The sequence below is a fragment of the Streptomyces sp. NPDC005141 genome (genome assembly GCF_053599975.1).
Map to the genome: position 1 here is coordinate 174,341 of NZ_JBSFYW010000003.1, position 19,751 is coordinate 194,091.

Annotated in this window: 15 protein-coding genes and 2 pseudogenes; 11 read left to right on the forward strand and 6 right to left on the reverse strand. The window is 71.3% G+C overall.

The window, feature by feature from the left end; genetic code table 11:
- Positions 1–46 precede the first annotated feature (46 nt).
- The 5 genes from ACWD68_RS03650 to dnaK all read left to right on the forward strand — a co-directional run bounded on the left by ACWD68_RS03650 (position 47) and on the right by dnaK (position 7,944).
- On the forward strand, positions 47–2,122 hold the full coding sequence (locus ACWD68_RS03650; RefSeq protein ID WP_451804824.1) for an alkaline phosphatase family protein: 2,076 nt from the start codon (positions 47–49) through the stop codon (positions 2,120–2,122).
- Positions 2,123–2,412: 290 nt separating this feature from the next.
- Positions 2,413–3,474: an ATP-binding protein gene (locus tag ACWD68_RS03655; protein WP_451804825.1), complete on the forward strand. Its 1,062-nt coding sequence runs from the start codon at positions 2,413–2,415 to the stop codon at positions 3,472–3,474.
- A 58-nt stretch (positions 3,475–3,532) separates the two neighbouring features.
- Positions 3,533–5,338: a vWA domain-containing protein gene (locus ACWD68_RS03660; protein ID WP_451804826.1), complete on the forward strand. Its 1,806-nt coding sequence runs from the start codon at positions 3,533–3,535 to the stop codon at positions 5,336–5,338.
- Between the two features lie 163 nt (positions 5,339–5,501).
- Entirely contained in the window at positions 5,502–5,927 is a 426-nt protein-coding gene (locus ACWD68_RS03665; RefSeq protein ID WP_451804827.1) for an OsmC family protein, read from the forward strand.
- Positions 5,928–6,069: 142 nt separating this feature from the next.
- Entirely contained in the window at positions 6,070–7,944 is a 1,875-nt protein-coding gene (dnaK, locus tag ACWD68_RS03670; protein WP_451804828.1) for a molecular chaperone DnaK, read from the forward strand.
- A gap of 60 nt (positions 7,945–8,004) precedes the next feature.
- On the opposite strand, the gene ACWD68_RS03675 is transcribed toward dnaK, so the two are convergent.
- From ACWD68_RS03675 to ACWD68_RS03685, 3 genes are all read right to left on the reverse strand, one after another.
- Positions 8,005–8,814 carry an SAM-dependent methyltransferase gene (locus ACWD68_RS03675; RefSeq protein WP_451804829.1) on the reverse strand — a complete coding sequence of 270 codons (810 nt, stop codon included), beginning with the start codon at positions 8,812–8,814 and terminating at the stop codon, positions 8,005–8,007.
- Positions 8,815–8,892: 78 nt separating this feature from the next.
- Positions 8,893–9,756, reverse strand: coding sequence for a helix-turn-helix domain-containing protein (locus ACWD68_RS03680; RefSeq protein ID WP_451804830.1), 864 nt, complete (start codon positions 9,754–9,756; stop codon positions 8,893–8,895).
- 173 nt (positions 9,757–9,929) lie between these two features.
- Complete coding sequence (locus ACWD68_RS03685; RefSeq protein WP_451804831.1) at positions 9,930–10,766, reverse strand: helix-turn-helix domain-containing protein; 837 nt, start codon at positions 10,764–10,766, stop codon at positions 9,930–9,932.
- A 178-nt stretch (positions 10,767–10,944) separates the two neighbouring features.
- Here ACWD68_RS03685 and ACWD68_RS03690 point away from each other — a divergent pair, with 178 nt between their 5' ends.
- The 4 genes and pseudogenes from ACWD68_RS03690 to ACWD68_RS03705 all read left to right on the forward strand — a co-directional run.
- Positions 10,945–12,162, forward strand: a complete 1,218-nt coding sequence (locus ACWD68_RS03690) for an RNA-guided endonuclease InsQ/TnpB family protein (protein WP_451804832.1) — start codon at positions 10,945–10,947, stop codon at positions 12,160–12,162.
- Between the two features lie 53 nt (positions 12,163–12,215).
- Positions 12,216–13,283 carry an ADP-ribosylglycohydrolase family protein gene (locus ACWD68_RS03695; protein ID WP_451804833.1) on the forward strand — a complete coding sequence of 356 codons (1,068 nt, stop codon included), beginning with the start codon at positions 12,216–12,218 and terminating at the stop codon, positions 13,281–13,283.
- A 265-nt stretch (positions 13,284–13,548) separates the two neighbouring features.
- Positions 13,549–13,854: a 4a-hydroxytetrahydrobiopterin dehydratase gene (locus tag ACWD68_RS03700; RefSeq protein ID WP_351544215.1), complete on the forward strand. Its 306-nt coding sequence runs from the start codon at positions 13,549–13,551 to the stop codon at positions 13,852–13,854.
- Positions 13,855–13,859: 5 nt separating this feature from the next.
- Positions 13,860–14,169, forward strand: a pseudogene (locus ACWD68_RS03705) (class I SAM-dependent methyltransferase); the annotation flags it as partial.
- A 55-nt stretch (positions 14,170–14,224) separates the two neighbouring features.
- Here ACWD68_RS03705 and ACWD68_RS03710 read toward each other — a convergent pair.
- Both ACWD68_RS03710 and ACWD68_RS03715 read right to left on the reverse strand, forming a co-directional pair.
- Positions 14,225–14,716 carry a hypothetical protein gene (locus ACWD68_RS03710; RefSeq protein ID WP_451804834.1) on the reverse strand — a complete coding sequence of 164 codons (492 nt, stop codon included), beginning with the start codon at positions 14,714–14,716 and terminating at the stop codon, positions 14,225–14,227.
- The gene (locus ACWD68_RS03715; RefSeq protein WP_451804919.1) at positions 14,713–15,192 is read right to left on the reverse strand and encodes a hypothetical protein; all 480 of its coding nucleotides are present in this window, start codon (positions 15,190–15,192) and stop codon (positions 14,713–14,715) included. Before ACWD68_RS03715 ends, ACWD68_RS03710 begins: the two co-directional genes overlap by 4 nt.
- 129 nt (positions 15,193–15,321) lie before the next feature.
- Here ACWD68_RS03715 and ACWD68_RS03720 point away from each other — a divergent pair, with 129 nt between their 5' ends.
- Both ACWD68_RS03720 and ACWD68_RS03725 read left to right on the forward strand, forming a co-directional pair.
- On the forward strand, positions 15,322–16,266 hold the full coding sequence (locus ACWD68_RS03720; protein ID WP_451804835.1) for a helix-turn-helix transcriptional regulator: 945 nt from the start codon (positions 15,322–15,324) through the stop codon (positions 16,264–16,266).
- A gap of 88 nt (positions 16,267–16,354) precedes the next feature.
- A pseudogene (locus tag ACWD68_RS03725) lies at positions 16,355–16,766 on the forward strand (rhamnogalacturonan endolyase family protein); the annotation flags it as partial.
- Positions 16,767–17,067: 301 nt separating this feature from the next.
- On the opposite strand, the gene ACWD68_RS03730 reads toward ACWD68_RS03725, so the two are convergent.
- Positions 17,068–19,725: a cellulose binding domain-containing protein gene (locus tag ACWD68_RS03730; protein ID WP_451804836.1), complete on the reverse strand. Its 2,658-nt coding sequence runs from the start codon at positions 19,723–19,725 to the stop codon at positions 17,068–17,070.
- Positions 19,726–19,751 lie beyond the last annotated feature (26 nt).

Consider the following 19,751-nt stretch of genomic DNA (forward strand, 5'->3'; position numbering starts at 1 on the left):
GCAGGCCGCGCGGACCGGGCGGGCCGGGACGTGAGGTGGACTGGGCGTGGACGGAGGACGTTGGCGGCGCGTCGCCAGCGCGGTGGGTCGGAGCATCACGGTGTGGGCCGTGTCCACGGTCACGATGCTCGTCCTCGCCGGTGCGCTGCCCGATTTCCAGCTGCAGTCGGACAGCGGGGACAGCGCGACGCGGATCGCGGTCACCGCGGCCGTCGGCGCGGGCGTCTTCGGCCTTCTGTCGTCGCTGGTGTGGCCCCTGCTCGTCCGGGCGCTGCTGCTGGTCCCCGCCTACGTGCTCGCCCTGCTCGTCTTCTTCCTCAACGGTTCGCTGCTGCTGCTCGCCCTGCGGCTCAACCCCTCCGGACACGGTGAGGCCGCCCCCGAGACCGCCGTGGTCGTGGCCGCCGTGATGTCCGCCGTCGCCTCGGCCACCGGCGGTGCTCTCGCGGTACGGGACGACGACGCGTACCGGCGCCGGCTCTACCGGCTCGCCGACCGGCGCCGCAGGCGCGCCGACGGGCGGCCCGGACCCTCGACACCCGGTGCCGTCTTCCTCCAGCTCGACGGCGTCGGGCACGACGTGCTGCGGGAGGCGATGGGCAAGGGCCTGATGCCGACCGCGGCCCGATGGCTGGACGGAACCCGACCCACCCACCGGCTCATCGCGTGGCGCACGGACTGGTCCAGCCAGACCGGCGCCAGCCAGCTGGGCATCCTGCACGGCAGCAACCACGACGTCCCGGCCTTCCGGTGGTACGAGAAGGACACCCAGGAGGTCATGGTCTGCAACCGGCCGACCAGCGCCGCCGAACTCCAGCGCCGCGCCGTCGGGCACACCGGTGACGGGGGCCTGCTCAGCGCCGACGGCGCGAGCCGCGGCAACCTCTTCAGCGGCGGCGCCGACGAGCTCGCCCTCGTGCTGTCCGTGGCCGCGAGGAGAGGGCGGGACAACCGCTCGAGGGCCGGCTACTTCGCATACTTCTCCGACCCCGCCAATGCCGTCCGCACGGCGATGTCGTTCACCGCCGAGGTCTTCAGGGAGATGGGCCAGTCCACCTCGGCCCGCCTCAAGCAGCGACGGCCCCGCGTCAAGCGCGGCGGGCTCTACCCGTTCGTCCGCGCCTTCGCGACCGTCGTCGAGCGGGACGTCGTCGTCGCCGCGGTGATCGGCGACATGCTCGCCGGGCGCAACGCGGTCTACGCGGACCTGGTCGCGTACGACGAAGTGGCCCACCATTCCGGGCCGCGGAGCCGGGACGCCGAGAAGATCCTGGAGCGGCTCGACCGGTCGCTCGCGCTGATCGAGAAGGTCGCCGAGCACGCCCCGCGGCCCTACCGGATCGTCGTGCTCTCCGACCACGGCCAGAGCCCGGGCGAGACCTTCCTGACCCGCTACGGCCTCAGCCTCGGCAATCTGGTCCGGGCCGGCTGCGGCCTGCCCGTGCCCCGCAAGGCACAGCGCACCCACAGCGGTGCCGAGGCGCGGACCGCCGTACGAGCCGCGCTGCGCAGGCCGGTCGAGGAGCGCGAGGAGCGGCGCCGGCCGTCGGGGCGCCGCTCCGAGCCCATCGTGCTTGCCTCCGGCAACCTCGGTCTCGTCTCCTTCCCCGACGTGCCGCACAGGATGAGCCGGGAGGAGATCGACCGCCGCCACCCCGCGCTGCTGTCCACGCTCGCCAATCACCCCGGCGTCGGCTTCCTGCTGGTCCGCAGCGAGGAGCACGGCGGCCTCGTGCTCGGGGCGCACGGCGCCGAGGTGCCGGTGGACCGCCTCGACGACGAACACCCGGGCCCACTGGCCGACTTCGGCCCCGGTGCCGCCGACGCCGTGCGGCGGACGCACACCTTTCCGCACGCGGCCGACATCATGGTCAACTCCTGGTACGACCCGGCCGAGGGCGAAGTCCTCGCCTTCGAGGAGCAGATCGGCTCGCACGGCGGGCTCGGCGGCGCCCAGGGGCGGCCTTTCCTGCTCTCCCCGGCGGCCCTGTCCGCACCCGTCGGCGAGGACACCGAACTCGTCGGCGCGGAGCGGGTGCACGACGTACTGCGGCGCTGGCTGCGCGAGTGCGACGGCCCCCAAGTACCTCTGGGGACCGTTCCGGACCAGCGCGCCGCCTGAGCCGGACCGGCCTGATCCGAGTGCCGCTCCGGGACGGCCGCGCAGCAACTCGCCGTGCCCAGCGGGGATATGGGGGCAATTCGGTGTGCCCAAGGGGAGCGTCAGGAAGCGCGGCGTGCCGACCGGGCGAGCCCCACGGGCCGTTCGTGCCGAACGGCCGGGGGCGGTACGGCGCGAACCGGGCGCGCCGGAAAATGGGCTGCGGTGAACGGACCGGCGAGCCCACACTGTGCGCATCGGACGCCGCGCCCCTGCGTGCCCCCTCTCGAACACACCCAAGGAGCTCGCCTGTGCAGGCAGCCGCCACCGTCACCCCTGCTCGCATCCCGGAGCTGCTGCTCGGTCTCGCCACCGTGCGGCCGGTCTTCCTCTGGGGCGCCCCCGGCATCGGAAAGTCCTCCCTGGTCCGGGAGTTCGCCGAATCGCTCGGGCTGGAGTGCGTGAGCCTGCTGGGTACGCAGCTGGCGCCGGAGGACCTGATCGGTGTGCCGCAGATCCGCGACGGCCGGTCCGTCTTCTGCCCGCCGGAGGCGATCGCCAGGGACGAGCCGTACTGCCTGTTCCTGGACGAGCTGAACGCGGCGACCCCCGATGTGCAGAAGGCCTTCTACTCGCTGATCCTGGACCGCCGGATCGGCAACTACGAGCTGCCCAAGGGCTCCATCGTGATCGGCGCGGGCAACCGCGCCACGGACAACGCGCTGGCACGCCCGATCGCCTCCGCACTGGTCAACCGCCTCACGCACGTCCATCTGGAGGCCTCCCCGAAGGACTGGCTCGTCTGGGCGGCCGCGAACGGCATCCACCCCTGGGTGCTGGACCACCTCACCGACCGGCCCGACCACCTGTGGTCCAAGCCGCCGAAGACGGAGGAGCCGTTCTCCACGCCGCGCTCCTGGCACATGCTCTCCGACGCGCTGGGCTCCTTCGGGCCGGCGGTCGACGAGGAGACCCTCAAGGTGATCGCCCACGGCACGCTGACGCCCGCGCACGCGGTCGCCTTCTGCGGATACGTCAAGATCGTGCGCAGCCGGTTCGGCATCGAGGCCATCATCAAGGGCGACGCCCGCTGGCCCTCCCGCATGGAGGACCGCGACCTGCTCTACTACCTCGCGGAGTCCTTCCGCGGCCGGCTCGTCAAGGAGCTGCCCGCGAGCAAGGAGCACCTCTCGGCGAACGCCCGCCAGACCGCGTACCGCGCCAAGTCCCTCCTCGTGCAGCTCGCCGAGATCTCCGTCGAGGTCGCCCAGAGCGTCATCGCGTCCGACGCCGACGGCAATCCCGTCCTGCCCGCGTGGTTCCTGGTGGAGGCGGCCCGGGACATGCCGCGCCTGGTGGAGGCGCGCCAGTGACCGTGCACAGGGGCAGGCTCCCGGAGGCGCCGGTCCGCCCGGCCGACGGGGCCGCGCGATGAGCCGCGCCCGCAAGGCCGACGCCAAGGCCGGACCCGACCCCGCCGCCGAGGCGTTCGCCGAGGGGATGCGCCTGGTGCGGGCCAACCGGGCGCTGGCCGCGATCGGCTTCAGCGTCTGCCGGCAGGAGAAGTGCACCAGCGCTCCCCGCAACGGGCTGGTGGCGGTCGACTCCGACGGGGTCCTGCACGTCGACCCCGCCCGCCGCGCCGAACCGGCGGCCTGGGCCTGGGCCGTGGCGCATGCCGTCATCCACCTGGGCTTCGGTCATGTTCCGGCGGCGGTCGGCCGGCGCGAGCAGCCGGACCCCTTCGACCGCGCCGCCCGCTGCGTGGTGGTGAACCGCTTCCTGCTCGGCTTCCCGGTGGGCCTGACCCCCGACAACCTCCCGGACTGCTACCCCGACGGCGACGAGGAACGGCTCGCCGCGAGCTGGCGCCGCGACGGCATCCCGCCCCGGTACGAGCACTGCGGTACGGCGGGCGGCGCCCCGGACCAGCTGCTGGTGCCCTGGAACACCTGGATCGGCGGCACCCCGCCGGACTGGCAGGTGGCCTTCGCGCACGCCCTGACCCGCACCATGGCCACCGCGATGGACATGGCGGGAGGCCGGCGCGCGTCCATGCGCGGCGGGCCCACCCCGCTCCAGCCCTGGGAGCGGGCGCTGAGCTGGTTCATCTCCTCCTACCCGCTGCTCGGTGGCGTCGCCGCCGGCATCACCCTCGTCGCCGACGCCGAACTGGCCCGCGCCCACGGCATCTCCGTCGCCGCCGTCGACACCGGGGCGGCCGAGATCTACATCAACCCGGTGCGCGACTTCGGCGACGAGGAATGGCGGTTCGTCCTCGCCCACGAGATGCTGCACGCCGCCCTGCGCCACGGCGACCGCTGCGGCGCCCGGGACCCGTACCTCTTCAACATCGCCGCCGACTACGTGATCAACGGCTGGCTGTGCGAGATGCAGATCGGCACCATGCCCGACGGACTGCTGTACGACCCGGAGCTGAGGGACCTGTCGGCCGAGGAGGTGTACGACCGGATCGCCGGCGATCTGCGCCGGATGCGCCGCCTCGCGACGCTGCGCGGCAAGGGAGCGGGCGACATCCTGGGCGGCCCGCTCGGCTCGCCGCGCGACTACGTCGACCTCGACGAGTTCTACCGCCGCGGCCTGGCCCGGGGACTGGACCTGCACCAGCAGCAGGAACGCGGCTTCCTGCCCGGCGGTCTCGTCGAGGAGATCCGGGCGCTCAGCCAGCCGCCGCTGCCCTGGGACGCCCGATTGGCCCGCTGGTTCGACGAGTTCGTTCCCCGCCCCGAGCCCCTGCGGTCGTACGCGCGCCCGTCGCGCCGGCAGGCGGCCACCCCCGACATCCCGCGCGCCGGCCGCTGGTTCCCGCCCGAGGAGATCGCCCGCTGCACCTTCGGCGTCGTGCTCGACACCTCCGGTTCCATGGACCGCACCCTGCTCGGCAAGGCCCTGGGCGCCATCGCCTCGTACGCCGAGGCCCGGGACGTACCCGCGGCCCGGGTCGTCTTCTGCGACGCGGCGCCGCACGACGCGGGCTATCTGCAGGTCACGGAGATCGCCGGACGCGTACGGGTGCACGGGCGCGGCGGCACCGTCCTGCAACCGGGCATCGACCTGCTGCACCGCGCCGACGACTTCCCGCCGGGCGCGCCCGTCCTGGTGATCACGGACGGATACTGCGACGTCCTGCGGGTGCGGCGCGAGCACGCCTATCTGATCCCGCAGGACGCACGGCTCCCGTTTACCGCGCGGGGCCCGGTCTTCCGGGTGCGGTGAACCCCGGCGACGGTGCGTCAGCAGGCCCTTGCCCGGCCCTCGTCGGGCAAATCCCGGACACGGTCGGCAGGTCGCCACCGGACCGTCGGGTGCACCGGGCCCAGGTGTGATCGGATGGGAGGCACGGACCCCGGCAACGGGACCACACCCGAAAGGAATCATCGTGGCAACCACGCGCACCGCACACACTGTGTGGGAAGGCAACCTGATCGAGGGCAACGGCGTCGTCACCTTCGACTCCTCCGGTATCGGCCGGCAGCCGGTGACGTGGGCGTCGCGGGCCCAGGACGCGAACGGCAAGACCAGCCCCGAGGAGCTGATCGCGGCCGCCCACTCCAGCTGCTTCTCCATGGCGCTGTCGCACGCCCTCGCGGGTGCCGGTACCCCGCCCACCAAGCTCCTCACCAACGCCGACGTCACCTTCCAGCCCGGCGAGGGCATCACCGGCATCCACCTCACGGTCGAGGGCACGGTGCCGGGCCTCGACAACGACGGCTTCGTCGCCGCGGCCGAGGACGCCAAGAAGAACTGCCCGGTCAGCCAGGCCCTGACCGGCACGACGATCACCCTGTCGGCGAAGCTCGCCTGACGTTCGTCCGCCGATGCCGCGTCCTCCCCGAGGGGGCGCGGCATCGGCGCGCCCGCCCCCGCCCCGCCACCCGCGCCATTGACAAGCGGGAACGAGGGTCTTGTGCTGGAGGCGGGCAGAGCCCTGGCGGAAGGGGACGGACATGGCACGTGCGGTCGGAATCGATCTCGGTACGACGAACTCGGTGGTGGCCGTCCTCGAGGGCGGTGAGGCGACGGTCGTCGCCAATGCCGAAGGGGCGCGCACCACGCCCTCGGTGGTGGCCTTCGCCAAGAACGGCGAGGTGCTGGTCGGCGAGGTGGCCAAGCGGCAGGCCGTGACGAACGTGGAGCGCACCGCGCGGTCCGTGAAGCGCTACATGGGGGATGTGACCTGGCGCTTTCCGGAGACGGGCAGCATCGACGGCACCCGGTACCGGGCGCAGGAGCTTTCCGCCCGGGTGCTGCAGAAACTGAAGCGGGACGCCGAGGCCTATCTCGGCGAGGACGTCACGGACGCCGTGATCACCGTGCCCGCCTACTTCGACGACGCGCAGCGCCAGGCCACCAAGGAGGCGGGCGAGGTCGCGGGCCTGAAAGTCCTGCGGATCATCAACGAGCCGACGGCCGCCGCCCTGGCGTACGGGCTCGACCGCGGAGAGGAGCAGACCGTCCTCGTCTTCGACCTGGGCGGCGGCACCTTCGACGTCTCGCTCCTGGAGATCGGCGACGGCGTCATCGAGGTCAAGGCGACCAACGGTGACACCCGACTCGGCGGCGACGACTGGGACCAGCGGATCGTCGAGTACCTCGCGCAGCGCTTCAAGGCCTCGCACGGCATCGATCTCGGCCACGACAAGATGGCGTTGCAACGACTGCGCGAAGGTGCCGAGAAGGCCAAGGTCGAGCTGTCCTCGTCCACCGAGACCAACGTCAACCTGCCGTACATCACCGCCACCGCCGAAGGCCCGCTGCACCTCGACGAGAAGCTGACGCGCGCTCAGTTCCAGGAACTGACGGCCGACTTGCTCGACCGCTGCAAGTCCCCCTTCCACCAGGCGGTCAAGGACGCCGGGGTGAAGCTGTCCGCCGTCGACCACGTCATCCTGGTCGGCGGGTCCACCCGGATGCCCGCGGTCACCGAGCTGGTGAAGGAACTTACCGGCAAGGACCCGCACAAGGGCGTCAATCCGGACGAGGTCGTGGCCGTCGGCGCCGGGCTCCAGGCCGGTGTGATCCGGGGCGACGTGAAGGACGTACTGCTCCTCGACGTCACCCCGCTGTCCCTCGGCATCGAGACCAAGGGCGGCATCATGACCACGCTCATCGACCGCAACACCACGATCCCGACACGGCGTTCGGAGATCTTCACGACGGCCGCCGACAACCAGCCCTCGGTCGGCATCCAGGTCTACCAGGGCGAGCGCGAGATCGCCGCGTACAACAAGAAGCTCGGCGTCTTCGACCTCACCGGGCTGCCGCCCGCGCCGCGCGGGGTCCCGCAGATCGAGGTCGCCTTCGACATCGACGCCAACGGGATCATGCACGTCTCGGCGAAGGACCTGGCCACCGGGCGCGAGCAGAAGATGACCGTGACCGGCGGCTCGGCGCTGCCCAAGAACGACATCGACCGCATGATGCGCGAGGCCGAGCAGTACGCCGAGGAGGACCGGCGCCGCCGCGAGGCCGCGGAGACCCGCAACCAAGGCGAGCAACTCGTCTATCAGACGGAGAAGTTCGTCCGCGAGAACGACGAGCGCATCCCCGCCGAGACGAAGACGGAGGTCGCTTCGGCGGCCGACGAACTGAAACAGCTCCTGGCGGACTCCTCCACCGACACCGCCGCCCTGCGCGGCGCCATCGAGAAACTGGCCACCGTCAGCCAGCAGATGGGCCAGGCCATGTACGCCCGGGCCCAGCAGCAGACCTCCCCGGAGGACCAGCCACCCACCGAGCACACCCCGGGCGAGGACGAGGGCGTGGTGGACGCGGAGATCGTGGACGAGGACCGCGACCGGAACCCGAAGGACAGCCCCTGAGTGCTGTCCCGCAGTCCCCGGCGGGTGCACGACGACCGTCACGGCACCCCGCCGGGCGGCTCACTCCTTCCGGGCGACCCCGGCGTACAAGGGCGCGACGCCTTCCTTCGCGGCGGCGAGGTCCTCCGCCTCGGGGCGCCAGTCGAAGACCGGGACGACCCCGGGGTCGAGAAGCTCCAGACCGTCGAAGAACCGGGAGAACTCCTCCCGCCCGCGCGGGAAGAACGGGGTGCCGCTGCGCCGGAACAGCTCGGCGGCCTTCTTGACACCCTCGGGGCTGATGTCGGCGGTGACCTGCGACAGCACGAGGCGGCTGCCGGGGACGAGCGCGTCGACGTACCGCTCCAGCAGGCCGTGGACGTCGTCGCCGTCGGTGTCCAGATAGTGGGTGAGCGCGACCAGCGACAGTGCCACGGGCTGCTTGAGGTCCAGGCACTCGCCGGCCAGCCGCAGGATGGTCTCGTGGTCGCGGACGTCGGCGTGCACGTAGTCGGTGCTGCCCTCGGCGGAGCCGTGCAGCAGTGCCTCCGCGTGACGCAGCACGATCGGATCGTTGTCCGCGTACACGATCCTGGCGTCCGGTGCGACCTGCTGGGCCACCTGGTGCAGGTTGGGCTGGGTGGGGATGCCCGTGCCGATGTCCAGGAACTGGCGGATCCCGGCCTCCGCCGCGGCCCGCGTCGCGCGGTGCATGAAGCGGCGGTTGGCGCGCGCCCCGCGCACGGCGGTCGGGTCCGCGGCGAGGATCCTGCGGGCCAGCTCCTCGTCCACCGGGTAGTTGTCCTTGCCGCCCAGCCACCAGTCGTAGACACGGGCCGGATGGGGCCGGCTGGTGTCGATCCTGGTGGGCGCGGCGTCGGGTCCGGTCATGCGGCTGCTCCTCGGTCGTCATCGGGGTGTCCGGTGCGGCGATCGTCCTCGTGGGGATCTCCGGGACGGGCGGCGTGCTCAATAGCGCTCGCGGAACTCCCGGAGGATCTCCTTGGTGCGCTGGGCGGAGGCGGCGTGGGCCGACATATGGTCCAGGACTTCCAGGTGCAGGGCCACCTCCTCGCGCGCGTCGAGGTAGAGGGCGCCCGTCACGTACTCGCTGTAGACGATGTCCGGCAGCTCCGGCTCGGCGAAGCGGAACAGGGCGAAGGAGGTGTACGTCCCCGGGTGCGGGCCGTTCGCGAACTCCGCTACCTGGAGCGTGACGTGATCGAGCTCGACCCATTCGAGAAGCCGGTCCATCTGGTCGCGCATGACCTCACCCCGGATGCTCACCGGACGCAGCAACGCCGTCTCGTCCATGATCACCCAGAGGTGGGGAGGGTTCGCCCGCGTGAGCAGACCCTGCCGCTTCATGCGCAGCGCGACATGCCGCTCGATGGCGTCGGGGCCCGTCTGTCCGACAGTCCCGGCCTCCAGCACGCACCGCGCGTACTCCTCGGTCTGCAGCAGCCCGGGCACGAAGTGCGGCTCGTACGAGCGGATCATCTCGGCGGCGCCCTCGAGGCTGACGTGCATGCTGAACCAGTCCGGCAGCACGTCGTGGTACCGCTGCCACCAGCCCGGCTGATTCGCCTCCTCGGCGAGCGCCACGAAGACGGTGGCCTCGTCGTCGGCCACACCGTAGGTCGTCAACAGCACCTGCACGTAAGGGATCTTGAGGGCGACCTCGGCCATTTCCATCCGCCGCACGGTCGCCGGGGCGACGCGCAGCACACGGGCCGCCTCTTCCCGCTTCAGGCCCGCGGCCTCGCGCAGCTCCTGCAGTCGCCGCCCCAGAACCACCTGCCCCACCGTGGGCGCGGGTCGCCGATCACTCACGCCACGCCGCCTCCCCACGCGCCGAAGTATGCGTGCAGTGTGCCATGTTCGTGGAGAACCCTCAGAGGTTGGCCTCAACACATTTACGGGCAGGGCTATTTGGGAATCGGCACACCCAATGATGTCCAGGTGTCCGCCGGCGGATCACCGGCCCGCACGCCTGTGACGAAAGCTCACGAGTGCCATGAATGAAGGTATTTGGCCGTCGCCGGATCCGCAGGGAGGAACGTCTCGATGGCCAGCTCGGCGACCGTCACGTCCATCGGTGTGTTGAACGTCGAGATGGACGAGATGAACGACAGCACGCGGCCCTCGTGCTCGATCCGCATCGGGAGCGCGAAGCAGGGGACGGCGCCGGCGGACTCGTCGTCCTCGGCCGCGTCCCTGTCCGGGACCGGATACACCGCCACCTCCTCGTACAGCGCTCGCAGCGGCTCCGAACGGCGCAGCGCGATCTGCCGGTCCATCTGGGCGAGCAGATGGTCCCGCCACGCGCGCAGATTGCGGATGCGCGGCGCCAGGCCCTCCGGGTGGAGGGTCAGCCGCATCGCGTTCAGCGGCGGCGCGAGAAGCCGTTCCGGGACGCCGTCCAGCAGCATGGCGACACCACGGTTCGCGGCGAGGACGTCGTACGTCGCGTCGACCACCAGCGCCGGATAGGGCTCGTAGCCCCGGATCAGCCGCTCCATGCCCTCGCGCAGCGCCTCCATCGAGGGGGCATCCAGCGGGGTCTCCGGATAGTGCGGGGCGTAACCGGCCGCGAGGAGGAAGGCGTTGCGCTCCCGCACCGGCACGTCGAGGTGCTCGGCCAGCCGCAGCACCATCTCCTCACTGGGGCGGGAGCGGCCCGTCTCGATGAAGCTGATGTGACGGGCCGAGGAGCCCGCCCGCAGGGCCAGCTCCAGCTGACTCACCCGCCGCTGCTCCCGCCAGCACCGCAGCAACGGCCCGAGGCCCTTCCCGGCAGGGGCACTTGAGGCGGCGGAGGGACGGGAGGGGACCATGCTCATCGGGATTCCTCCGTGGATGCCCCGGCCTTCGGGCCGGAGTGGGGGTACCTCCCGCTTGCGGGGGAGGAACGGGTTCCTGCGGGGCAGGGCGGGGAAGAGGCTTCGCCGCCGGGGCGGATCGCCGTTCACCACCGAAAGTTCGCGGACGCTCACAGACTGTCATGATAGTTTGTGAGTCGTGACCACTCATGCTCATGTGAGGCGGGCGTTCAAGTACCGCTTCCATCCGACGGATGCGCAGGCGGCGGAGCTGTCGCGCACCTTCGGATGTGTGCGCAAGGTCTACAACCTGGCTCTCGAGGCCCGTACCGTCGCGTGGTACCGGCGGCGGGAGAGGGTCAACTACAACGCGACCTCGGCGATGCTCACGGCCTGGAAGAAGACCGAAGAGCTTGCGTACCTCTGTGAGGTGTCCTCGGTGCCCTTGCAGCAGTGCCTGCGGCACCTCCAGGCGGCGTTCACCGGCTTCTTCGAGGGGCGGGCGAAGTACCCCCGGTTCAAGTCGAGGAAGAAGTCCCGCCGTTCTGCCGAGTACACCAGCTCGGCGTTCCGCTACCGCGACGGCAGGCTCACGCTCGCCAAGATGCGCGAGCCGCTGGACATCGTGTGGTCCAGGCCACTCCCAGAAAGTGCGCAGCCGTCCACGGTGACCGTGTCCCAAGACGCGGCCGGGCGCTGGTTCGTGTCGCTGCTCTGCGACGACACCATCACCCCCGCACCGGCCACCACGGCCGCTGTCGGGATCGACGCGGGGATCTCCTCGCTGGTGACCCTGTCCACCGGGGAGAAGATCACCAACCCCCGGCACGAACGGCGTGACCGCGCCCGACTCGCGAGGACCCAGCGGGAGCTGTCCCGCAAGGCCGAGGGGGACGGCGCGAACCGGGCCAAGGCGCGCCGCAAGGTCGCCAGAATCCACGCCCGGATCGCCGACCGGCGCCGCGACTTCCTGCACAAGCTGACCACTCGTCTCGTCCGTGAGAACCAAACGGTCGTGATCGAGGACCTCACCGTCCGCAACCTGGTCAAGAACCACACCCTGGCCCGAGCCGTCTCGGACGCGGCCTGGCGTGATCTGCGGATGATGCTGGAGTACAAGTGCGCCTGGTACGGGCGTGAACTCGTCGTGATCGACCGCTGGTTCCCCTCCAGCAAGCTGTGCGGGAACTGTGGCATGATCCGCGCGAAGCTGCCCCTGAACGTCCGTGAGTGGACGTGCGACTGCGGCATGGTGCATGACCGCGACGCGAACGCGGCGAAGAACATTCTGGCGGCCGGGCTGGCCGTGTCTGCCTGTGGAGACGGTGTAAGGCCTCAACGGGAGTCCTCCCGGACGGGGCGGTCGTCGGTGAAGCAGGAACCCCAGCGGGCGACCGCTGGAACTCCTCGTCCTTAGGCGGGAGTGGATGCCAAACGAAGACCGTAGTCGAGGAGGAGTAGGAGTGGCACGTGAACGACCTGCGGAACCTGTCCTGGGAGGCGGAGGCCCTCTACCGGGCACGCGTGCGCGGCTGCCTGCTGGGCGGCGCGCTCGGGGACGCCCTCGGCTACCCCGTGGAGTTCGACTCCCTGGAACGGATCCGCGCCGCGCACGGGCCGCGCGGGGTGACCGGACCGGTCCCGGACGCCGACGGGGTGGTGGGCCGGATCAGCGACGACACCCAGATGACCCTGTTCACGGTCGAAGGGGTCCAGCAGGCGCACGCACGCGAGCGGCTCAAGGGCATCGGGGGCGGCTGGTCACGGCTCGTGCGATGGGCGTACGGACGGTGGCTGGACACCCAGACCGAGCCCGGACCCGGCCCGGACGTCCACGGCGGACTCGCCGCGCAGAGCTGGCTGTACGCCCGCCGGGCACCCGGCAACGCCTGTCTCTCCGGGCTCCAGCAGGACCACTTTCCCGACCCGATGAGCGAGCTCGGACCGCCCGGACCCGTCAACCCGGACTCCAAGGGGTGCGGCGCGGTCATGCGCTCGGCGCCCTTCGGGCTCACCCGCACCCCGGCCGAGACCGTGTTCGGCATGGCGGCCCGCTGCTCGCAGATGACCCATGGCCACCCCACGGGGTACTACGCGTCCGGCGCCCTCGCCGCGATCGTCGCCCACCTCGTCTCGGGGGACTCCCTGGAGGGCGCCGTCCTGCGCACGCTGCGGCTGCTCGCCCGCCATCCGGGGCACGAGGAGACCACGGCCGCTCTGAACCGTGCCCTCGACCTCGCCTCCGAAGGCGATCCGACCGCCGAGAAGGTCGAGTCCCTCGGCGCCGGCTGGATCGCCGAGGAAGCCCTGGCCATCGCCGTCTACTGCGCCCTCGCCGGTCTCCGGGTGACCGACGCCCTGCTTCTCTCCGTGAACCACTCCGGCGACAGCGACTCCACCGGCGCGATCTGCGGCAACCTCCTCGGCGCCCGGCACGGCGACCACGGGCTCCCGCAGGAGTGGCTGGAACGGATCGAGGGCCGTTCCACGATCACGATCCTGGCGGACGACTTCGCGACGGAGTGCGTACGGCGGTGATCGCGGGGGAGGGCCGCCGGACGCGGAGGCCCGGCCTCTCTCCCGCGGCGCCGGGCCGCGGACCGTCCGAGCCCCGCTCGGGCCGGCCGCCGTGAGGCGCGCCCTGCGTGCCCTGCCGACCGGGGACGGCTGTGGCACGCTGAGAGACGGGCTCACCCCGTACACCTGACTCCGCACACCCGGCCCCGCACATCTCACTCCGCACACCCGGCCCAGCCCCGCACACACCGACCCGTCCCACCCGCCGTACGAAGGGATCACGTCCATGGCCGTCGAACCGCTGGCGCAGAAGGAGATCGAGGAGCGGCTGGCGGAGCTGCCCGGCTGGTCGCTCGAAGGGGACCGGCTCGCCCGTACCTACCGGCTCGGCTCGCACTTCGCAGCGACCGCGATGGTCGTGCACATCGCCCAGGTCCAGGAGGAACTCGACCACCACTCCGACCTCACCCTCGGTTACAACACGATCTCCCTCACCGTGAACACGCACAGCGTCGGCGGCGCCGTCACCGCGCTCGACTTCGATCTCGCCCGCAGGGTGGAGGAACTCGCGCCGGGGCACGGGGCACACTGACCTCTGTGCCGGACTACGACAAGGAAGCGGACGGGTACGACGCGACGCGGGGCGACGAGCCACGGGCCGCCGCTGCCGCGCCGACGCCGTGCTCGCGCTGGTCCCCGGCGAGGCCCGCAGCCTGCTCGACCTGGCCTGCGGCACCGAGATCGTGACGCGTCGGCTCGCCGGCGGGCGGCCGGGGCTCCGGGTGACGGGCACGGACGCGGCGTAGGCATGACGCGCCGGGCCGCCGTACGTCTCCCGGGAGCCGTCGTCCTCGCCGACTGCCGTCAACTCCCCTTCCCGGGCGACTCGTTCGACGTCGTCTCCGCCCATGCGGGCGTTCCGCAAGGCCTGGACACCGGCCCGGCGCCGGGCCGGACGGTCGTCAGACGGCATTCGTCCGCGTGAACTCCATGGTCCAGTTGGTCAGCCACGTGCTGCCCCCGTCCAGGGAGAACGCCTGCTCCCAGCGGGCCGTGGTCCCGGAGATCCCCGACCACACGAACCGCACCCGCACGTCCTTCCCGTCATGGGTGTCGTCGCCGTGGAACTCGCCCCGCCCGTCCGGACCGAACCGCCCGAGGACCGGCGGGAACAGCTTCCCGCTGCGGCTGGAGGACCAGTTCAGCGACCACTGCTCGGTCTCCACGTCGAAGAGGCGCAGGGTCAGTCCCTTCCACCCCTGGCTCGGTACGTCGATCTCGTCGATGTTCGCCGCCCCGTCGAACAGGTTCCAGCAGCGGCTGACGGCCGGGAACTCCTCCCAGTCGCTCTCCGGGTCGAGGAAGTCGGTACGGCGGCGGTTGACGACGTCCCAGTCCCCGCGGAGGAAGTCGAAGTCGCGGCGGACGGCGGCGTTGTCCCGGGCGTTGCTCATGTGCGGTCCCCCGTGGTTCCTTCGGGCAGCGAGTCGGTCAAGTAGGCCTCCAGGTCGGGCACTTCGGAGGCGAGCAGGTGTCGTACCCAGGCGTCCCGCTCGTGCAGGATCGGCGGCAGCTCCCAGACGCAGCCGATCCAGGGAAGGTCCGGGGTGATGAAGTGCGCCGGGTTCCGGTCGGGGCAGCCCAGCACCGGCTGGCCCGCGGCGGCGCCCCGGAAGTGCAGGACGTTGTCCCAGACCCAGCTGTAGGCGTTGAGGTAGGCGCCGTCGTCACCGCCCCGGTGCAGGACGACGAAGGTGGCGGGCGGGGTGCCGTCCGGCTCGGGGAGCAGCCGCGGCAGCATCGCGTACGCCGCCCGCTCGACCTCGGGCTCGATGCCGGCCGGGTCCCCGGTGACGTGGTAGCGCTTGATCCGCCGCCCGGCCACCTCGATGGGCGGCGGCACGGTCAGGAACTTCTCCTTGAAGGCCAGGGAGGCCACGGAGCCGGTCGAGGCCGTAGTGGTGGTCGAGGCCGTATCGGTGGTGGACGTCGTAGCGGTGATGGAGGTCGTCGAAGCCATGGCAGGACGCTAGGTCCACTTCACTGACACTATGTGTCAGTGAAGTCCAGCCGTCTCGTCTCGATCCTTCTGCTGCTGCAGACCCGCGGCAGACTGACCGCCGCCCAGCTCGCCGAGGAGCTGGAGGTGTCGGTGCGGACGGTGTACCGGGACGTCGAGGCGCTGAGCGCGGCAGGTGTCCCGCTGTACGGCGACGCGGGTCACGCGGGCGGATACCGGCTGCTCGACGGCTACCGCACCCGTCTCACCGGCCTCACCACCGAGGAGGCCGAGGCCCTCTTCCTCGCCGGAGTTCCCGGACCCGCCGCCGAACTCGGCCTCGGCTCGGTGCTCGCCGCGGCTCAGTTGAAGGTGCGCGCCGCCCTCCCGCGCGAACTGCGCGAGCACGCCGACCGGGTCAGCGGCCGCTTCCACCTGGACGCACCGGGCTGGTACGCGGACGCCGACGAGACCCCGTATCTCCCCGCCGTCGCCGACGCCGTATGGAACGGCCGTGTCCTGAACGTCCGCTACCGCCGCTGGCGCGAACCCACCGACGTGGAGCGCCGCCTGGAGCCGTACGGTCTCGTGCTGAAGGCGGGCCGCTGGTATGTCGTCGCCGGCCCGGGGCCGCGCACGTTCAGGGTGGACCAGATCCTCGAACTCGCCCTCCCTGGAGAGGAGTTCACCCGGCCCCAGGACTTCGACCTGGCGGCGTACTGGACCGCCTACCAGCGGGACTTCCACGAGAGGCTGCACCGTGCGGAGGCGGTCGTGCGGATCGCGCCCGGAACCCGTCTGGGCGGTCCCGCGGGTGAGGCGGCGGCAGCCAACGGACTTATGGAAGAGGACGGTTGGACACGGACCACCGTTCCCGTCGAATCCGTGGACCAGGCCCACGACGACTTCCTGCGGCTCGGGACGGCGATCGAGGTCCTGGAGCCGCCCGAACTGCGCGCCCGTATCGCCGCCACGGTCGCCGAGCTGGCTCGCAGATACGCGTAGAGAGCGCTTGCTGAAGGGCGGCAACTCCCGTGCGGACGGCGGCGACTGAGGGGGCAGGAGCAGTCCGTCCTCTCAGGAGGTATCCATCGTGCAGCACCCGCAACGGCAGCACCGCGGACGCGTGATCGGCTCGGTCATGGCGGCCGCCGCCCTCGTCGCCGCCGGACTCACCGCCCTCGGCGCCGGATCGGCCCAGGCCGCCACGGCGAGGCAGGTCGAGGCCCTCGACCGGGGCGTCGTCAGCGTCCACACCGACAGCGGCAACCTGGTCAGCTGGCGCTGGCTGGGTACCGACCCGAATCGACATCTCCTTCAACGTCTACCGCGCCGGTACCTTGGTCAACTCCACCCCGGTCAGCGGTTCGACGAACTACTTTCACCCGGGTGGGCCCGCGCAGGCCGACTACACGGTCCGCGCGGTCGTGAACGGGGTGGAGCAGGGCGACTCGGTGCACGCCGTCCAGTTCCGTACGGGCTACAAGGACGCAGTACGACCACCGCGAGCGAAGGCTCGGTGCCTGAAGCCATGAAGGGTGCGGGATGGAAGAGCAGCCGTCGGCAGACGATCTCAGCCCGCTCCTCGACGAACTCGCATCCGGGTTCGGGTCGCCATAGCCCTGGGCCGTTTCCCCGCCGCGGAATCCGGCGGCGACGCCACGGCGGTCGTGCTCGAACGACTGCGAACGGACCCGGACCCGCAGGTCCGCGAACGGGCGACGGCCGCACATGGGTGAAAAGCGACCCTCCGCTTCAGGGGCACATGCCCGTCAGGCAGGCGCCCCCGAGGGCGGGGCGGAGAGGTCAACTCACCGCGCAGGCCTGATCGCCCAACCTGAACGACGTCGGCTTCGTGTTCGCCCCCGTCCAGTTCCCTGTGAAGCCGAAGCTCACCGATGAACCCGGTGCCACGTTGGCGTTCCAGGTGACGTTCCTCGCTGTGACCGCCGCGCCCGACTGTGTGTGGTCGGCGTTCCAGAGCTGTGTGATCTTCTGGCCGTCCGGGAAGGTCCAGCCCAGTGTCCAGCCGGTCCAGGCGGCGGAGCCGGTGTTGGCGAGTGCCACGTCGGCCTGGAAGCCGCCCGACCACTGGTTCGTGATCCTGTACGTCACGGTGCAGGCCCCCGTCGGTGCGGGCGTCGGGTCCGTGCCGCCACCCCCGGTGTCCGAGCTGTCTCCGTAGACGATCCCGCGTCCGTTCGTCGCGACGTACACCCGCCCGTAGATCCGCGGGTCCCCGGTGATGGCCGCTCCGGTCCAACCCCACTGGTGGGCGTCGTCGTTGATACGCGTCCAGCTCGCCCCCCTGTCCGTCGAGCGGAAGATCCCGCGTACGCCCCCGATCTTCGCGCTGGTGTAGAGCGTCTGGTACGAGGCGCCGGTCGCCGCCTTGCCGAAGCCGATGGTGTCGGCCTGCTCCACGTTCGACAGCTTGGTGAAGCTCGCGCCGCCGTCCGTCGAGTGCCACAGCCCGTACGCGCCGTCGCTCGCGCCGCCCGCGAGCCACACATCGCCCTTGGTGCCGGGCAGCGCCTTGAAGCGCACGCTGTCCCCGCTGGGCAGACTGCCGGCCGAGGACGCCGTGAAGGTCGCGCCGCCGTCCGAACTGACGTAGAACCTGCCCGACTTGAAGCCGTAGAAGGTCTTCGGATCGACCCGGTCCGACTCGACGACCGCGCCGGAGGGGATCCCGCTCGACGCGGACCACGACGTACCGAACCCGGTGGTGTACTGCACCCCGGTGCCGGCCGGGCTCCACACGAAGCGGCCGCCGTCCGAGGCCGCGGCGACCGTCCCGCCGCCGGTGACCCCCGAAGGGTCGCTGCCCGCGAACCAGTTGGCGCCGTTGTCCGTCGAGAAGCCGATGTGCGGACCGGAGTCGAGATCGCCGACCCGGACCACGGTGTTCGGGCCGGTCTCGGCGTAGTCGAGGCTGGTCGTGGAGGTGAGGTTGGGCGAGGTGTACATCATCGAGGGGACCTTGGTGAGATCCGTGTGCCGGAAGCCGCCGATGTCACCGAGCGCGCTGAGCAGCGGCGCACCCGACGGGGGAGAGGCGAGGTCGTTGACGGCCGTCTCCTCCAGGCCCTGGACCATGGGCTTGACGGTGAACTGGCCTCCGCTGTCCCAGTCGGTGAGGTTCTCGGTCCCGTAGACCGTCGCACCCGTCCCGTACATCATGCGCGCGGAGTCGAAGGGGTCGATCTCCAACCCCTCGGTCATCCAGCCCAGTTTGGGGGTCTGCTCGGGCGGTGACGGGTTCGCGCCGAAGGTCAGCCACGGCACGGACGAGACGTCCATCGTGTAGCGGTTCGAGCGGTTCGGGTACGACGTGTAGTCCCAGGCCTTCGTCCAGGAGCCGCCGCTGTCCGTGGACCGGAAGATCTGGGTGTCCGGCCACCAGGAGCTGTACGCCGTCGCCATCACGGTGCCGGGGTGCTGCCGGTCGACGGTCAGCCCGCTGAAGCCGTAGTAGGTGTCGGCCTCCGCGACAGGGCTGATGTTCGTCCATGCACCGGTCCGGGTCGCGTACCGCCACAACTGGCCCTTGCCGCCGTCGTACGGGCCGCCCTTGTCGCTGCAGGCGAGATAGAGGTAGCCGTTCGTCGCGTCGAGGACGCCCTTGTGGGCGAGGTAGCCGGTGGGCTGACCCGCGAGCCGGGACCAGGTCGCGCCGCCGTCCGTCGAGCGGTAGACCGCGTTGTCCTTGTCGGCGACCCCCACGTAGATCGTCTGTGTCGTGCTTCCCGCGGAGCCGGTCGACTCGTCGAAGGTGACCCAGACGACGCCCTGGTTGTCGGAGGCGTAGCCGCTGGTGTCGGTCGCGTCCTGCACGTAGTTGCCGACGTTGGGGAAGGCGGTGACCCGCGACCAGCTCGCGCCGGAGTCCGTGGACCGCCACAGGCCCTTGCCGCTGGGCGCCCCGAGGTACAGCACGCTGTTCCTGTTGGGGTCGACGGCCAGCCGCTCGCCCATGCCACGGCCGGGCATGTTGCCGCCCAGCTTGAAGGGCAGGTCGGCCTTCCGCCAGCTCGCGCCCCGGTCGGCGGAGCGCAGGACGGCCCCGTTCGTCGGGTCCCAGTCGTTGGTGTAGGTGCCGACCGCCGCGTACACCTTGTCCGGGTCGAGGGAGTCCGAGGCGAGGCTGACGACGCCGGTGTGGCCCCACTCGTTCCAGCCGACAGAGTCGAGCAGCGGGGTCCAGCTCTTCGTCGACTGGACCCAGCGGTAGGCGCCGCCGATGTCCGTGCGGGCGTAGGCGAGGTTCTTCTCGGAGCGGTTGAAGACGATGCCGGGGACGAAGCCGCCGCCGTCGACGCGGGCGTTCTTCCAGGTGTACGTGTCGGCCGCGACGGCCGTGGCGGCCGCCACGGGGGTGTCCGCGGCCAGTGCGGGCGGGGTGCCGGTGAGTAATCCGGCGGCGAGGGCGAGCACGGCCGTGAGGATGCGGGTTCTTCGCACGGTGGGGTCCTCTGCGGGAAGGATGG

What these genes read in the sequence shown, in the direction of transcription:
- ACWD68_RS03660 (WP_451804826.1), top strand. Translation starts at nt 3,533, where the DNA reads ATGAGCCGCGCCCGCAAGGCCGACGCCAAGGCCGGACCCGACCCCGCC.
- dnaK (WP_451804828.1), top strand. Translation starts at nt 6,070, where the DNA reads ATGGCACGTGCGGTCGGAATCGATCTCGGTACGACGAACTCGGTGGTG.
- ACWD68_RS03675 (WP_451804829.1), bottom strand. Translation starts at nt 8,814, where the DNA reads ATGACCGGACCCGACGCCGCGCCCACCAGGATCGACACCAGCCGGCCC.
- ACWD68_RS03685 (WP_451804831.1), bottom strand. Translation starts at nt 10,766, where the DNA reads ATGAGCATGGTCCCCTCCCGTCCCTCCGCCGCCTCAAGTGCCCCTGCC.
- ACWD68_RS03700 (WP_351544215.1), top strand. Translation starts at nt 13,549, where the DNA reads ATGGCCGTCGAACCGCTGGCGCAGAAGGAGATCGAGGAGCGGCTGGCG.
- ACWD68_RS03710 (WP_451804834.1), bottom strand. Translation starts at nt 14,716, where the DNA reads ATGAGCAACGCCCGGGACAACGCCGCCGTCCGCCGCGACTTCGACTTC.